This window comes from Candidatus Caldatribacterium sp. SIUC1, assembly GCF_051549785.1.
Lineage (GTDB): Bacteria > Atribacterota > Atribacteria > Atribacterales > Caldatribacteriaceae > Caldatribacterium.
The window spans coordinates 1916012-1931672 of record NZ_CP189974.1 but is presented as its reverse complement, the minus strand read 5'-3'; the positions used below and the strand labels follow the sequence as shown (position 1 = coordinate 1931672).

At 57.8% G+C, this 15661-nt stretch carries 17 protein-coding genes; 14 read left to right on the top strand and 3 right to left on the bottom strand.

The window, feature by feature from the left end; all coding sequences use genetic code 11:
• Position 1 precedes the first annotated feature (1 nt).
• Entirely contained in the window at positions 2–2089 is a 2088-nt protein-coding gene (locus ACP6EK_RS10045; protein WP_438316044.1) for a ribonucleoside triphosphate reductase, read from the bottom strand.
• Positions 2086–2565: a transcriptional regulator NrdR gene (gene nrdR, locus ACP6EK_RS10040; RefSeq protein ID WP_438316041.1), complete on the bottom strand. Its 480-nt coding sequence runs from the start codon at positions 2563–2565 to the stop codon at positions 2086–2088. The genes ACP6EK_RS10045 and nrdR overlap by 4 nt, the downstream gene beginning before the upstream one ends.
• Before the next feature lie 150 nt (positions 2566–2715).
• Here nrdR and ACP6EK_RS10035 point away from each other — a divergent pair, with 150 nt between their 5' ends.
• Genes ACP6EK_RS10035 through rpe form a run of 13 tightly spaced genes read left to right on the top strand, consistent with a single transcriptional unit; the run spans position 2716 to position 13899 of the window.
• A complete protein-coding gene (locus ACP6EK_RS10035) occupies positions 2716–3423 on the top strand; it encodes a cytochrome c biogenesis CcdA family protein (protein ID WP_438316039.1) in 708 nt (235 codons plus the stop codon).
• A gap of 13 nt (positions 3424–3436) precedes the next feature.
• Entirely contained in the window at positions 3437–4261 is an 825-nt protein-coding gene (locus tag ACP6EK_RS10030) for a ParB/RepB/Spo0J family partition protein (protein WP_438316036.1), read from the top strand.
• Complete coding sequence (locus ACP6EK_RS10025; protein WP_438316034.1) at positions 4243–6834, top strand: calcium-translocating P-type ATPase, SERCA-type; 2592 nt, start codon at positions 4243–4245, stop codon at positions 6832–6834. The genes ACP6EK_RS10030 and ACP6EK_RS10025 overlap by 19 nt, the downstream gene beginning before the upstream one ends.
• On the top strand, positions 6825–7307 hold the full coding sequence (locus ACP6EK_RS10020) for an adenosine-specific kinase (RefSeq protein WP_438316031.1): 483 nt from the start codon (positions 6825–6827) through the stop codon (positions 7305–7307). The genes ACP6EK_RS10025 and ACP6EK_RS10020 overlap by 10 nt, the downstream gene beginning before the upstream one ends.
• A 12-nt stretch (positions 7308–7319) precedes the next feature.
• Positions 7320–8432 (top strand): DUF763 domain-containing protein, encoded by a 1113-nt coding sequence (locus ACP6EK_RS10015; protein WP_438316028.1) that lies wholly within the window; start codon positions 7320–7322, stop codon positions 8430–8432.
• On the top strand, positions 8411–8908 hold the full coding sequence (locus ACP6EK_RS10010; RefSeq protein ID WP_438316025.1) for a nitroreductase family protein: 498 nt from the start codon (positions 8411–8413) through the stop codon (positions 8906–8908). Before ACP6EK_RS10015 ends, ACP6EK_RS10010 begins: the two co-directional genes overlap by 22 nt.
• A 13-nt stretch (positions 8909–8921) precedes the next feature.
• On the top strand, positions 8922–9401 hold the full coding sequence (locus ACP6EK_RS10005) for a metallophosphoesterase (RefSeq protein WP_438316022.1): 480 nt from the start codon (positions 8922–8924) through the stop codon (positions 9399–9401).
• A 32-nt stretch (positions 9402–9433) separates the two neighbouring features.
• Positions 9434–10096, top strand: coding sequence for a phosphate signaling complex protein PhoU (gene phoU, locus ACP6EK_RS10000; RefSeq protein ID WP_438316019.1), 663 nt, complete (start codon positions 9434–9436; stop codon positions 10094–10096).
• A 12-nt stretch (positions 10097–10108) separates the two neighbouring features.
• Positions 10109–10687, top strand: a complete 579-nt coding sequence (locus tag ACP6EK_RS09995; RefSeq protein ID WP_438316017.1) for a pyruvate kinase alpha/beta domain-containing protein — start codon at positions 10109–10111, stop codon at positions 10685–10687.
• Positions 10688–10703: 16 nt separating this feature from the next.
• On the top strand, positions 10704–11144 hold the full coding sequence (locus ACP6EK_RS09990) for an OsmC family protein (protein WP_438316015.1): 441 nt from the start codon (positions 10704–10706) through the stop codon (positions 11142–11144).
• Between the two features lie 30 nt (positions 11145–11174).
• Positions 11175–12212 carry a zinc-dependent dehydrogenase gene (locus ACP6EK_RS09985; protein WP_438316013.1) on the top strand — a complete coding sequence of 346 codons (1038 nt, stop codon included), beginning with the start codon at positions 11175–11177 and terminating at the stop codon, positions 12210–12212.
• Positions 12209–13234, top strand: coding sequence for a galactitol-1-phosphate 5-dehydrogenase (locus ACP6EK_RS09980; protein ID WP_438316010.1), 1026 nt, complete (start codon positions 12209–12211; stop codon positions 13232–13234). Before ACP6EK_RS09985 ends, ACP6EK_RS09980 begins: the two co-directional genes overlap by 4 nt.
• Positions 13231–13899: a ribulose-phosphate 3-epimerase gene (gene rpe / locus ACP6EK_RS09975; RefSeq protein ID WP_438316007.1), complete on the top strand. Its 669-nt coding sequence runs from the start codon at positions 13231–13233 to the stop codon at positions 13897–13899. The genes ACP6EK_RS09980 and rpe overlap by 4 nt, the downstream gene beginning before the upstream one ends.
• Positions 13900–13902: 3 nt before the next feature.
• On the opposite strand, the gene ACP6EK_RS09970 is transcribed toward rpe, so the two are convergent.
• Positions 13903–14424, bottom strand: a complete 522-nt coding sequence (locus ACP6EK_RS09970; RefSeq protein ID WP_438316004.1) for a folate family ECF transporter S component — start codon at positions 14422–14424, stop codon at positions 13903–13905.
• 64 nt (positions 14425–14488) lie between these two features.
• Between ACP6EK_RS09970 and ACP6EK_RS09965 the strand changes: the two genes are divergently transcribed.
• Entirely contained in the window at positions 14489–15658 is a 1170-nt protein-coding gene (locus ACP6EK_RS09965; protein ID WP_438316001.1) for a DUF362 domain-containing protein, read from the top strand.
• The last annotated feature ends 3 nt before the right edge of the window (positions 15659–15661 follow it).

Below are 15661 nucleotides of genomic sequence, written 5' to 3'. Positions count from 1 at the left end.
GTCACCTCAGTACGTATTCTTTTCGCTCAGTGAATTCCTCCTGCTTCCCCCGGTTCCACCGTTGCACCGGGCGGTAGTACCCCACAACCCGGGAGTAGACTTCCGTTTCCTCACCGCATCTGGGGCACACGGTGACTTTCCCCTTGAGGTACCCGTGCTTTGGGCAGACCGAGAAGGTGGGGGTGATGGTGAGGTACGGGATGGGGTAGTTCTCGAAGGCCCGCCGCACGAATTTCTTCACCGCTTCAGGGTCGGGCATCTCAGGAAGGAAGGTATGGAAGACCGTCCCACCGGTGTAGAGGACCTGGAGGTCTTTCTGGTGTTCCAAGGCTTCGAAGGGGTCGTCGGTGTAGTTCACGGGAAGGTGGGTGCTGTTGGTGTAGTAAGGCTCTGATTCCCCCGCGGTGATGATGTCGGGGAAGGTCCGGCGGTCAATCCGGGCCAGGCGGTAACTTGCGCTCTCGGCGGGAGTGGCTTCGAGGTTGTAGAGGTTGCCCGTTTCCTCCTGGAAATCGGCGAGTTTCTCCCGCATGAACTCAAGGACCTTCACTGCAAAGGCCTTCCCTTCCGGATGGGCAATGGAGACCCCAAGGAAGTTCAAGCAGGCTTCGTTCATTCCCACAAGACCGATGGTGGAGAAGTGGTTCCGAAATGTGCCAAGGTACCGGCGGGTGTACGGGAAAAGGCCGTTTTTGAGATTCCGCTCGATGACCTTGCGTTTGATTTCGAGGGCCGTTTTCGCGATGTGCATCATCCGCTTGAGGCGGGTGAAGAATTCCTCTTCGGTCTTACTGAGATAGCCAATACGGGGGAGATTGATGGTGACCACCCCGATGGATCCAGTTTTGTCCGCCGAACCAAAGAGCCCCCCGCAGCGGTTCCGCAGGGTCCTTAAATCAAGCTGCAGGCGGCAGCACATGGAGCGCACATCACCGGGGCGGAGGTTGCTCGAGATGAAGTTCTGGAAGTACGGGACCCCGTACTTCGCCGTAAGCTCAAAAAGCAGCCGCGCGTTCTCTGAATCCCAGGGAAAGTCGGGAGTGATGTTGTAGGTGGGAATGGGGAAGGAGAAGACCCTTCCTTCGTAGTCACCCTCAAGCATAACCTCAAGGAACGCCCTGTTAATCATGTCCATTTCCTTCTGGTAATCCCCGTACGTTCCAAGGTCTGGCCGTTCTTCCCCGCCGATGATGACCGGGCGATCCTTCATGTCCTCGGGCACAATCCAGTCGAAGGAGAAGTTGATGAACGGTGCCTGGCTTCCCCAGCGGGACGGGACGTTCATGGCAAAGACCATCTGCTGGATGAGCTGCTTCACTGCCTGGTACGAGAGGCGGTCATACCGCACGAAGGGCGCAAGGTAGGTGTCTACAGAATTGAAGGCCTGGGCTCCGGCGAACTCCATCTGCATCGTCCCCAGGAAGTTCACCATTTGCCCAGTGAGGGCCGAGAGGTGCTTTGCCGGTCCGGCGGCAATCTTGTCCTTGACCCCACCAAAACCTTCCCGGATGAGTTCCTCAAGCGACCATCCGGCACAGTATCCGGCAAGACCATAGGAGAGGTCGTGGATGTGGATGTCCCCGTTCACGTGGGCTTCCCGGACTTCATCGGGGTAGATGCGGTTCAGGGTATAGTGGGCCATGACCGACCCGGCGACGTGGAGCACGAGCCCCGGGTAGGAGTAGGTGGTGTTAGAGTTCTCCTGGGTCCGCCAGTCGGCCTTGAGGAGGTATTCCTGGACGATTTTCTCCACATCGACCACAACCTTCAGGGCTTCTCTTGCCTCCTGGCGTTTCCGGCGGTAGAGGATGTACGCCTTGGCAACTTTGGCGAACCCGTGCTCAATCAGGGTCTCCTCCACCACATCCTGGATGGTCTCAATGTCCACCACCGTATCCTGCCCGAACTTTTCAAAGAGCTTCTGGGTGACGATGATGCTCAGTTCCCGCGGAGTGGCCTCGTTCTCCTCACCTACTGCCTGGAAGGCCTTGTAGATGGCTCGCTCAATGCGCTGCCGGTCAAAGGGGACGATGCGCCCATCCCTTTTCCGGACTTCTCGCGGCGTTAAGAGGTGCACAATATCCGTCATACCGATTCCCCCTTTGAAGCATGCTGTTCCCTGCTTAAGGAAAGCACGATTTCCATGAACTGGTCGATGTCCCGGAATTCCCGGTACACCGAGGCAAAACGGACATACGCTACCTGGTCAAGGGCTTTGAGCTTCTCCATCACCTTTTCACCAATTCGGGAAGAAGGAACCTCCTCGTACCCCTCTTCCTGGAGTTCCCGCTCGATGTCGTCCACAATCCGCTCCAGTTCCTCAGAGGACACCGGTCGCTTTTCACAGGCTTTCATGAGGCCGTTGAGGATTTTCTTCCGGTCGAAGAGCTCTCTCGTCCCGTTCTTCTTGATGACCCGGAGGGGTTTCCGCTCGTACCGCTCGTAGGTCGTGAAACGGCGGTGACAGGTGGGGCATTCTCTCCGGCGGCGGACCTCGGTGCCTCCCTCGACCTCCCGGGAGTCGATCACCTTTGAATCCTCTGCGCCACAGTATGGACACCGCATGCTTCTCACCAATATATAGGGTTTTTGTTCACTACAAACACTAAATGTAGTATACACAAGGGAGGAGGAGTGCGCAAGGGGGAATGGAGAAGTATTTGGTGTCCTGGAGGAAAGAGGGTATAATTCTTGAAAACAGGGGAGTGGTGCTCTGTGTCCCAACTGAATGTTCTGGTGAGTTTCGGTGCCGGCGTCCTGTCTTTTCTCTCACCCTGTGTTCTGGCCATTGCCCCGGCGTACCTTGGGTACGTTGTGGGTGTGGAAACGCTCGGACGTGACCGCCGTGCCACCCTCTTCCACACGGTGTTCTTCGTTCTGGGGTTTGTCGGAGTGTTTGTGCTTTTAGGTATTGGAGCGTCGATGCTTGGAGGGGCGTTTTTCCGTTACCGATTCTGGTTCACCCGGATTGCGGGGGCCGTCATCGTCCTTTTTGGGCTTCAGGTAATGGGGGCGGTGAAAATTCGGACGCTCTATGCAGAGCGGCACCTTCGGCTTGAGGTGTCTTTCGGAGTTCTCCGGAGCCTCCTCCTTGGGGTCTCCTTTGGCCTGGGTTGGACTCCCTGCGTGGGTCCGGTGCTCGGGTCTATTCTCCTCTACGTCTCCGCGCTTGGACGAGTGTGGGAAGGGGGGTTGTTGCTCCTCGTGTACGCTCTTGGCCTTGCCCTCCCTTTTCTCCTCCTTGGGGCGGGGTGGGGATGGATGACGGGTGTGCTGCGCCGCCTGCAAAAAGGAGGGAGAATCGTGGAACTTGCAAGCGGCATCCTCCTTATAAGCTTGGGGGTTGTGCTGGTGCTGGGGAAAATCGACATCCTCCTCGGCCTCTTCGGGTCGTTCAACCCGGAGGCCTGGCTTGTGAAGTAGGGAGCTGAGTGCGGTGCCTCTGGCAAAAAGGAGTAGCCAGCCGATTAAGGCGTTTGGAGCGATTTCGAAAAAGCTCAACCTCTCTTCTCGGGTGTACCGGGGTGTACATCCCATCCCCGTGGACCGTATCGTGGGGAGCGTGGGACGGGCTGCAGACCTTCTTCCGGGGTTCCGCCTGCGAAACCCCGATGTCCGTTACTACCGGATCCGGCGGGCCATGGAGCGGGGAGAAATCCTCCCACCGATTATCGTGTACAAGGTTGGGGACGAGTACTACGTCCTTGATGGGAACCACCGGGTGGCGGTGGCGAAGGAACTCGGTATGGAGTTCATCGATGCCGAGGTGATTGAATTTTTCCCATCAGAGCGCCGGGAGAGTACAACCCTTCGGGCAAAGCGGACGGAATTTGAAAACCTCACGGGTCTCAAGGGAATCGATGCCAGCGAACCCCGGCACTACGACTCGTTCCTCAACTACATCAAGGACTACGCCCAGCGTATGGAGCTCTTTTTGGGGCGAAAGGTTCCTCTCAAAGAGGCAGCGCTCAACTGGTTCCTCTGTGTGTACACTCCGGCGGTTCAGGCTATCGTGGAGAAGGGACTTGAGGAGGCTTTCCCGGAGAAAAGCCTTGCGGATATTTTTGCCTACATCATGGACTACAAGTGGTACAGGAGTCAGAAAGAGGGATACGACATCGGTTTTGACGCCGCTTTACAGGGATTCGTCGAGGAGATTGTGGGGAAAAAGGAGGGTGTGGAGGAGGAAAAGAAGAAGGGTCTCGTGCAGCGATTCGGAGGAATTCTCGAGGAGGTTCTGCCATGGCTCAAGAGGGAGTGAAGTGGCACGCTCTTTCCTGGGATGAGGTGGCAAAAGTCCTTGGAACGGATACGGTGCAAGGACTTTCGGAGGAAGAGGCCAGAACTCGCCTGCTCCGGTACGGACCCAACGTTCTTTTGAAAAAGAAAGGAAAGAACATCCTGGCCATGTTCTTCGAACAGTTTCGGGATTTCCTGGTGCTCATCCTCCTTGGGGCAGCGGTGATTTCCCTTGTGCTGGGCGAGGTGACGGATTCTCTGGTCATCGTGGCTATCCTCGTCGTCAACGCTTGCCTTGGGGTATTCCAGGAATACCGGGCAGGGAAAGCCCTGGAAGCCCTTAAGAAAATGAGCGTACCGGAATGTGAGGTCATACGCTCGGGAGTGCCAAAGAGGGTGAGCACGGAGCTCCTTGTTCCTGGGGATATCGTTGTGCTTCGAGAGGGCGATATCGTTCCTGCAGACCTCCGCCTTCTTGAAGCCAAAGCGCTCCGGATTGACGAGGCCAGCCTCACCGGTGAGTCTGTTCCTGTGGAGAAGGCCACCGAAGCGCTCCCTGAGGATGTCCCGCTTCCTGAACGGGTGAACATGGCGTTCTCCGGGACGGTCGTCACGTACGGGCGGGGGAAGGGTATTGTGGTGGCCACAGGGATGGCGCGGGAAATTGGGAAGATTGCCGCTCTTCTTGAGGAAGAGGAGGAGACCGTTACCCCCCTGCAGAAACGCCTTGCCGGGCTGGGGAAGATTCTTGGGCTTCTGACCATCGGCATCTGTGCCCTGGTGTTCCTCCTTGGGGAGTTGCGGGGAGAGCCACCCTTTGAGATGTTCATGACCGCGGTGAGCCTTGCGGTGGCGGCGATTCCGGAAGGACTTCCCGCGGTGGTGACGGTGGTGCTGGCCCTTGGGGTTTTCCGGATGAGCAGGCACCACGCGATTGTACGGAAACTCCCTGCCGTTGAGACCCTGGGTTGCACCACGTACATCTGTACGGACAAAACCGGGACACTCACTGAGAACCGGATGGTGGTTCGAAAGGTGTGGACCTTTGGTCAAGATCTTGGGCGGCTCCTGACGATTGCCACGCTCTGCAACGATGCCTTCTTGGGGGAAGGATCCTCCTCCGGTGACCCCACAGAGGTTGCTCTCCTTGAGTATGCAAAACGTCAGGACTTTCCCTGGCAGGAACTCCGGATAAACCACCCTCGCCTTGACGAAATTCCCTTTGATTCTGCCCGGAAGCGGATGGCCACGCTTCACCTTTTTGACGGACGGTATCTCCTTTTCGTCAAGGGAGCTCCCGAGATTCTCCTTGAGCGGTGTTCCTGGTATGAGGCCGAGGGAGGCATTTTCCCCCTTGGAGGAGAGGAACGGAAAAGGGTTGTCACAGAGCTTGCGTCCATGGCAGGAGAGGCCTTGAGGGTTCTGGCCTTTGCCTTCCGTGAGCTTCCTGATGGGAAGCTCGACGAAAGGAAGGAAGAAGACCTGGTGTTCGTGGGGCTTGTGGGGATGATGGACCCGCCGCGGAAAGAAGTTTACGGAGCACTTGCTGAGGCGAAGGGAGCGGGAATCAGGACTGTCATGATTACCGGCGATAGTGCGCTTACGGCCTCAGCCATTGCCCGGGAGCTGGGTCTGCTTGACCATGGGGATGAGGTCCTCACGGGGCAGGAGCTCGAGCGCCTTTCCCGCGAAGAGTTACGGGAGCGAATCACAAGAACCAGAGTCTTTGCCCGGGTCTGGCCGGAACAGAAGCTCCGCATTGTTGAGGCGTTGCAGGAGAATGGCGAAGTTGTAGCCATGACAGGAGACGGAGTGAACGATGCTCCAGCTCTCAAGAAGGCTGATATCGGTATCGCCATGGGCATCACCGGGACGGACGTGGCTAAAGAGGTTGCCGATATGGTGCTTGCCGACGACAATTTCGCTACCATTGTGCGGGCGGTGAAGGAGGGGAGAATGATTTTTGACAACATCCGGAAGTTCGTGGTGTACCTCCTCTCCTGTAATCTCGGAGAAATCGGAGCGGTCTTCGTCCCGATTCTTCTTGGGCTCTCCCGACCTCTCGTACCGGTGCAGATTCTCCTTGTGAACCTTGTCACCGACGGACTCCCCGCCCTAGCCCTGGGGGTGGAGGTTCCCGAACCCGACCTCATGACCCGTCCGCCTCGCCATCCCAAAGAAGGCATTCTGACCTCCCTGTACCTGCGGACCGTTCTCTTCGGAGCGGCTTTTATCACTCTGGCAGTGGTGGTCGCTTTTGTCTTAGGTTTGCGTCTTTGGGGGCTTCACACCGCAAGGACCATCGCTTTTGTCACACTTTCCCTTGGAGAGCTCTGGAGGGCGTACAGCTTTCGCTCGGAGCGCCTGAACGCCTGGAAGGTGGATCCAAGGACCAATCTTTTCCTCCTTGAAGCCTGTGGGATTTCCCTCGGTGTGGTGTTGCTCACCGTCTTTGTCCCTTTCCTTCGGGAGATTTTCGACACGCATTTTTTGACGTTCTGGCAGTGGATGTTCGCCCTGGGTTTCTCTCTCCTGTCTTTCTTGGCTTTTGAGATTCGGAAAATCTTCATGAGGGGGGATAGAAAGTGGAGCTGAAGCTCGTGGCCCTTGAAAACCCTGAAGGGTACAACGTGATTCTCGGACAGGCGCACTTCATCAAGACCGTGGAAGACCTCCACGAGGCTCTTGCGACCTCTTCCCCGCACCTCAAGTTCGGTATTGCCTTCTGTGAGTCCTCTGGACCCTGTCTTGTGCGGTACAGCGGGAATGATGAGGAACTCGTGGAGCTTGCAAAGAGAAACGCCCTTTTGCTTTCGGCAGGGCATGTGTTTGTGATTTTCCTGAAAGAGGGGTATCCTATTAATGTGCTCAATGCCGTGAAAATGGTTCCCGAGGTATGTCGCATTTTCTGTGCCAGCGCCAACCCTATTCAGGTCATCCTTGTGGAAACGGAGCAGGGGCGAGGAGTCCTCGGAGTGGTGGACGGGTTGAAGACCAAGGGAGTGGAGACCGAAGGGGACATTGCGGCGCGGAAGGTCCTCCTCAGGAAGTTCGGGTACAAGCTGTGACGTAAGGCGAGCATGAGGCGGAGTGGTTTTACTGACCTGCCACTCCATGGAGGGCAGTGCCCTCCGTGGCTTTTTGAGCGAATGAAAAGGCTTGGCGGGTGCATCATTGAGGCCATCGTTGCGCTCTTTGGACCCGAGGAATTCCTTCGTCGCATTGCCGATCCGGTGTTCTTCCAGTCCCTGGGGTGCCTCCTTGGGTTTGACTGGCACTCAAGCGGCCTCACCACGACCCTCTGTGGGGCACTGAAAGAAGCCGTCCGGGGAAAGGAGAAAGACCTGGGGCTTTACATTTGTGGAGGAAAGGGAGGAACTTCGAGGAAAACCCCTGAAGAAATCCTGCGCCATGCCGAACAGGATGCACTTCCTTTTGGGGAGGAGTTCGTCACCTACAGCAGGCTCAGTGCCAAAATCGATAACACCGCCCTGCAGGATGGGTATATCCTCTACCACCACGTGTTTTTCTTCACCTCTTCAGGAAAGTGGTCCGTGGTCCAGCAGGGGATGAATCCCGATACCCGCTTTGCCCGGAGGTACCACTGGCTGGGGGAACGCGTGGAGGATTTTACCTGCGAGCCCCATGCGGGAATCTGTGGCATTCGGGAGGCGGAGGTCCTGAATCTCGTAGCCCGGGAGAGCAAGCCCTGTCAGGAGGGTATCGTGGCGATGCTTGGGGAAGGCTTTCCTACCGTCCGGAAAACCGTCTCTGGTGCGCTTCGGCATCTTGTGCTTCCCCGCCGCCATCACATCCGGGAAGAGGATTTCGACCTTTCCCGGATGGAGAAGACCCTGGCGCTCCTTTGCGAAAAGAAGCCGGGGAGTTTCCTCGAGGTTCTGGCCTCTCGGGGTGTTGGGCCCAAGACCCTGAGGGCACTGGCGCTTACCGCAGAGGTGGTCCTCGGGACACCTCCAAGCTACACCGACCCGGTGAGTTTTTCCTTTGCCCATGGAGGCAAAGACGGCACCCCCTTCCCTGTGGACCGCAGGGTTTACGATACGACCATTGACTTCTTCTCCCAGATTGTGGGACGGATGCGGGTCAGTGTCTCGGAGAAGAAACGGATGTATGAGCAGCTGAAACTCCTTGGAGGAGAGGAGGGAAAGCGATGGATGCTCTGGAAGCATTGAGGACTCGCCGTTCCATCCGGCGCTTTGCTCCGCAGACGGTGGAACGGGAGAAGATCGAAACCATTATCGACTGTGCCCGGCTTGCTCCTTCGGCAAACAATCTCCAGCCCTGGGAGTTCGTGGTGGTGACGGACCAGAAAAAGCGCGAGGAAGTCGCCAGACTCACCGACTATGGGAAGTTCATCCGTGAGGCTCCAGTTCTTATTGCGGTGTTCTGCAGAGAAACCAAGTACTACCTCGAGGATGGGTGCGCGGCGACGGAGAACATTCTTCTCGCTTCCTGGGCTCTTGGCCTTGGATCCTGCTGGGTGGCGGGGGACAAGAAGCCCTACGCGGAGGAAGTGCGCCGTCTTCTGGGGGTTCCGGAAGGGTACCGCCTGGTGAGCCTTATCGCCATAGGGTATCCGGCTGAGGTGCCAAGGGGCCACACGTTCAAGCGGGAACTGCGAGAAGTTCTCCACTGGGAGAAATTCTGAGGAGGTGGGGCGGGTGCGGGTAGGAGTGCTTTCCGACAGTCACGACCATCTGACCGAACTCCGGAGGGCTTTAAAGGTCCTACAGGAGGAAGGGGCTGAGCTTGTCATTCATGCCGGAGACTACGTGGCGCCATTCTCGGTTGCGGTCCTTGCGGAACTCACCATCCCCTGGTTTGGAGTACTGGGCAACAACGACGGGGAAATCCTGGGAATCTTCCAGAAGTCTGAAGGGCGGATCAAGGCCCCCTTCCTGGAACTCGAAGAGCGGGGTTTTCGGATTTTCGTTTCCCACTTCTACCAGCCGGCAAAACTCGCTTTTACAAGCGGTCACTATGACCTTGTGGTGTACGGTCACACCCACGAGGCGATCATCAAAGAGGAGGGGAAAACAATCCTTGTGAATCCCGGAGAGGTGTGTGGTCTTTTGAGCGGAAGGCCAACGGTTGCCCTCTGTGACCTTGAGAAGAGGGTAGCGAAACTCCTCGATCTTTGATTTAATAGTGGCAAATCTCTGGGAGGTTGAATATGCAGATCCTGCGAGAGCACTTCGTGCGGCAGCTCACCGAGCTCCAGGAGGACCTGGTGAGCATGACCCATGCGGCAGAGAAGATGCTCCAGATGGCGGTGGAGTCCCTGAAGGAGCGGGATGTTGAAAAGGCAAGGGAAGTCATCGCCCTCGACGATGTGGTGGACGATTACAACTTCAAAATCGAGGAAAAGTGCCTCCGCATGATTGCCCTGCAGCAGCCGGTGGCAAAGGACCTGCGGGTGATTGCCGCTATTTTGAAGATCATCACTGATGTGGAACGCATCGGAGACTACTCCATCGACATCGCCAAGTTCAGCATCCGCCTTGCGGAGAATCCCATCTTTCGGCCTTTCACTGAAGTTCCCAAAATGGCGGAAATCGTCATCCATATGCTCGAGGAGACCATCACCGCCTTTCTCCGTCGGGACCTGGGCATCGTCCAGAAGGTGGTCGACGCCGATGCCCAGGTGGATGCTCTCTACCGGGCCATTCATGAGGACGTGGTGCAGAGTATTGAAGCTGATCCTAAGGTGGCCCGCCAGGCCATCTGGATGCTCATGATTGCCCGGTACCTCGAGCGCATCGGCGACCACATCACGAACATCACCGAGCGTATCTACTACATGGAGACCGGAGAGATGCTCGAACTCCACCAGTGAGGAGGGAGGAGGATGGAGGAGCGGACCGTCTGGTATTTTGAGGCTCCGGGTCCTCAGAATACGGAGAAAGCCCTGGAGTGTGCGGTGAAGAGGGCAAAGGAGGGCGGTATCGCCTACCTTGTGGTGGCCTCGAGTTCCGGAGAAACTGCCCTTCGTCTTGGGGAGAGGGCACGTCAGGAAGGGTACCAGGGGAAAATTGTGGTGTGCACGTACCATGCCGGGTTTTCCGGAGGGGACGAGGTTTCCCTCTCTCCCGAGCGCCGGGCCCTTCTTGAATCCATGGGGATGACCGTGGTGCAGGGGTCCCATGCATTGAGCGGCATTTCCCGGTCATTCCGTCAACGTTTTGGGGGTTTGAGTATCCCCGAGGTCATTGCCGAGAGCTTCCGGCGGATTTCAGAGGGGTTTAAGGTGGCGGTCGAGGTGGCCATCATGGCTGCCGACGCGGGGGCAATTCCCACGACGGAGGACGTTATCGCCCTTGGGGGGAGTGGAAAGGGGGCGGATACGGCGCTTGTTCTGCGTCCGTGCCACCAGAATTCTTTCTTCGACCTGAAAGTCCGGGAAATTCTCTGCATGCCTCGATCATAGAGAGGAGGAATATGCTGTGGGCGTTCTGACCTTCAAGGCATCAGGTGAGTGGGTCGAGGGTTTGCGTATTGACACAAGGGTCAGGAATTTCTCTCTAAGCTTTGACGAGCCCCCTTCCCTGGGAGGGAAGGATTCGGCGCCCAATCCTGTTGAGGGCATCCTTGCCGCGCTCATCGGGTGTCTGGGCATTGTGACGGTGGTGGTAGCTCGGGAAAAGAACCTTCCGGTGGAGAGAATAGCTATCGAGGCGGAAGGCGATCTCGACCCCCGGGGGTTCATGGGGCAGTATGACATTGTGCGTCCCGGTTTTCTCTCCATCCGTTTTGTGGTGAAGGTCAGCGGGAAACTCTCTGAGGAGGAGCTGCAATGGCTCCTTGACGAGGTGAAGAAACGCTGTCCGGTTTCTGATGTTCTGAGTAACGGCACGGAGGTTTCAGGGAGGATTGAAAGGACGTAGGGTAGACTGGCTCAAGAGGGATGAAGGAGCATGCGCGCCGCAGTCTTAGAAGGTTTTGATCGTCTCAGCATCATGGAGGTTCCTGACCCTTCTCCCAGGGAAGGAGAGGTTCTCGTTCGTGTTCGGGCGTGTTCTGTCTGTGGCTCGGATATCCGCATTTTCCACTTCGGAAACCCCCGGGTGAAATTCCCCCAGATTATCGGGCACGAAGTCGCCGGGGATGTCGTGGCCGTTGGTCCTGGGGTGACCAAATTCCGGGTAGGGGACCGGGTGGCCATCGGTGCCGATGTCCCCTGTGGAGCTTGCTACTGGTGCCAGAACGGGATGGGTACGAACTGTGCCACTAACTACGCCATCGGGTACCAGTTCCCCGGGGGATTCGCCGAGTATATCCTCTTGAACGCCCTGACCGTCACTCAGGGGGCAGTACACCGGATTCCTGAGAATCTCTCGTACGACGAGGCCTCCCTCGCCGAACCCCTGGCCTGTGCCATCAACGGCCTTGAGATGAGTCAGCTCGGTGTGGGGGACACACTCCTTATCATCGGTGCCGGTCCCATCGGGTGCATGATGATTGAGATGGGCCGCTTCATGGGGGCGACGAATATCATCGTTGTCCAGCGTTCTCTGAGGCGCCTGGAGATGGCGAAGAAATTCGGCGCCGACCACTATTTCCTTGCCGACGACCCGGACCTTGAGGCGAAGGTGTTCGAGGTGACCGAGGGAGAGGGGGCGGATGTGGTGATGGTCACCTGCGCCTCTCCCGATGCCCAGGAGATGGCGTTGCGCCTTGCCCGTCACCGGGCGCGAATTAACTTTTTCGGCGGATTGCCAAAGGATGCCCGGAACATCTCCATCCCGAGTAACCTCATCCACTACCGGGAGTGCATGGTCCTCGGGACTCATGGAAGCCTTCCCCGCCATCACAGGAAAGCCCTGCAGGTAATGGCAAAAGGTATGGTGCATCCTTCCTGGTACATCACTCACCGCTTCCCCCTTGAGGCCGTCCATGAGGCCTTCCGGGTGGCTGAATCCCACGAGGGGCTCAAGGTTGTGGTCAACCCATGACCCGGGTTATGAAGGCGCTGGTTCTTGAGGGTAGAGGTCGCCTGCGCCTTGCTGAAGTCCCGCTTCCCGAACCGAGATCCGGGGAAGCCCTTGTCCGGGTCCGGGCCTGTGGCATCTGCGGCTCGGATCTCCCCCGGATTTTTGGGGACATTGCCTACTTCTACCCCCTCATTCCAGGACACGAATTTTCAGGAGAGGTCGTAGCCGTGGGAGGGAGAGAAGATGAACGGTGGGTGGGAGAGCGGGTGGTGGTGTACCCCCTCCTTCCTTGCCGGAAGTGTCCCTACTGTGAGATGGGGTGGTATGAGCTCTGCGAGGACTACGGGTACCTTGGCTCTCGCCAAAATGGCGCATTTGCCGAGTACGTCGTGGCGCCTGTGGCCAATCTCCTCCCCCTTCCGGGGAACCTTTCCTTTGAAGAAGGTGCTCTCACCGAGCCTGCGGCGGTGGCGTTCCATGCCGTCCGGCGTGTGGGTGAGGTTATGGGGGAAAGCGCAGCCGTGTTCGGTCTTGGACCGGTGGGGCTGCTTCTTGGAATGTGGCTGAAGCTTGCGGGAGTTCGGCGACTCATCGGGTACGATGTAGACGAGCACAAATTCGCTCTGGCAAGGAATCTGGGTTTTGATGTGACGCTTTTCCCCTCCTTTTTCCCCGCAGAACCTGAAGGCATCGACCTTGTGGTTGAGGCTTCAGGTAGCGCCAGGGCCCTGGTGGACGCCCTGAAGCTTGTGCGCAAGAAGGGGAAGGTGCTGCTTTTGGGGAACCAGGAGAAAGAGCTCACCCTCCAGCCGGCGGATTTTGGGCACATCCTCCGGAAGGAACTCACGGTTTTTGGGAGCTGGAACTCGAGTTTCACCTTCCTTGATTCTGACTGGAAGAAGGTTCTTGACCTTGCTGCCGGGAGACGGGTGTCCTTTGCCCCGTTGATCTCTCACCGCATCCGTCTTGAGGAAGCGCCGGCTTTTCTTTCAGGAATGCGGGAGCGACGGCTGTCGTACGTGAAGGTGGTGCTCATCCCATGAAGACGAGGATTTCGGCGTCTCTGGACTGTGCGAACTACCTCGCCCTCCTCGAGGATGTCCGGAAGCTCGAGCGAGCCGGAATCGAGATGCTCCACATCGACATCATGGATGGGGTGTTTGTGCCCAATTTTGCCATCGGGACGAACCTCCTGAAGAAGCTCCGTCCCCAGACCTCACTCCTTTTTGATGTCCACCTCATGGTGGTGAACCCCGAGGCGCACTTCTCGCTCTTTGCCCAGCTTGGAGCCGACAGCATCACCTTTCATGCCGAGGGAAACCCGCGACTGCACCACCTGGTCGATGCGGTGAAGAGGCTTGGCAAGAAGGTGGGCATTGCCCTGAACCCCTCCACAAGCCCGGAGTTTTTGCGCTATCTCCTCCCTTACCTTGATCTCGTCCTCTGCATGACCGTGGATCCGGGTTTTGTGGGGCAGAGGTTTGTCCCTGAGGTCGTGGCCAAGGTGGAAGTCATCCGGAAGATGAGCCTTGAGCTCGGTGTTGCCGTTGATATTGCCGTCGATGGAGGGATCAGTGAGGAGACCGTGCCCCAGCTCAAGAGAGCCGGGGCCAACGTGTTCGTGGCTGGAACTTCGAGCATCTTTTCAGGGAGAGAAGACCTCGAAGCGGCGGCGCGGCGCTTCCGGGAATTCTGCGAACGTCTTTGAGCCCTACCGTTCACCGAAAGCGGCAAACGCCGGCACCCGAAAGAGGCTAAGGATGAGCACAGTGAAAGCAATGGTGTTAAGCGGTACACTCACAAGGCGAGGAGCAAGGAGAATCTTCCAGGGCATGTCGAAGAGGGTGTGGAGGAAGTAGGGGGTGAGGAAGAGCCCTACGCCCACCTGGGGAATGGCTACAACACAGAAGACCCGAAGGGTCTTTGAGCGAAGGGGAAGAAGCGACACAACCCCTGGAATTACTCCGTAGAGGCTTGACGTCAGGGTGAAGTGGGGGAAATACGGTCCCATGGGGCTGAGGACAAAGCCAATGATGTCCGCAAGGGCCCCCGTGAGGGCACCGGAAATGGGTCCAAGGAGAACGCCGCTGAGGATGATGGGAAGGGTTCCAAAACCAATCCGTATGCCTTCAATACCGCCGATGGCGATGCGGAGGCTGGCGAATCGGGTGAGCACCACACTCATGGCGATGAAGATCCCCGTGAAGGCAAGGTGGCGAACTTTCTCGCGCATTGGACAACCTCCCCTGGCGCTGGTTTTCTGGTATTGTACCGTACCCTGAGGGGGTCTGCAAGCGATGTCGTCTCCTGTTGCCCTGGTGTTCTGTCCGGGTTACGATGAGGGGGAGGTGGAGAGAGCCGTTCGCCGGGGTTTTGCCCTTTTTGGGGGACCGGAGGCGCTGTGTCCTGGGGCAAAGAGCGTGCTCCTCAAACCCAATCTCCTTGTGGGTGAGGCTCCGGAGCGGGCTGTGACCACCCATCCTGCGGTGTTCCGGGCGGTGGCGAAGGTATTCCTGGAAGCGGGGTACCGGGTGGGATTCGGGGATTCCCCCGCCTTCGGGTCGCCTGAGAGTGTGGCGAAAAAAGCCGGCATCCTCGAGGTGGCCCGGTCTCTGGGCGTGGATTTCGTGGATTTTACCCATGGGGTGGAGGTGGATTTTCCAGAGGGTGTGCAGCACAGGAAGTTCACCATCGCCAGGGGGATCAGGGAGTACGACGCTCTTGTGAGCCTTCCGAAATGGAAAACCCATGGGCTCACCAGGGTCACAGGGGCGGTGAAGAACCAGCTTGGGTGCGTTCCGGGGGTGCGAAAAGGAGAGTACCACTTTCGTATTCCTGATGCCACGCTGTTTTCCCGGATGCTCGTGGATCTCAACCGTCTCCTCCGTCCGGCCTTCTTCGTCATGGACGCGGTGGTGGCGATGGAGGGTAACGGCCCCCGAAACGGAAAACCCCGTTTCATGGGGCTTCTGGCCTTTTCCCGGGATCCCGTGGCGCTTGATGCTACCCTGGCACGGTTGATCCACCTTGATCCTGTCCTTGTTCCCACCTGTTCTGAGGGCGAACGTCTTGGCCTGGGGACGTGGCGAAAAGAGGCCATCGTACTCTGGGGGGACGATCCTGGGCGCTTTGAGCAAAGAGATTTTGAGGTCCTGCGGATGCCCCGGGTAGCTCCCTCGAGGAAACTCTTTCTCCCCCTTGTGCGACGTTTCCTCCTTCCCTACCCGGCCATCCGGCGGGAGCTCTGCAAAGGTTGTGGGGTGTGCACCGAGGTTTGTCCTGCACATCCTCAGGCCCTGCGCTGGAATGAAGGAGTTCACCTCCCTTCTATAGAGTACGCCCAGTGCATTCGCTGCTTTGTGTGTCAGGAGGTGTGCCCCCACGGGGCGATTCTGGTTGGTGTTCCCCTTGTGCGGAGGATGCTGGGAAAATGGCATGATTCTTTATGTTCTTCTGCGGGAGGGTGAGAC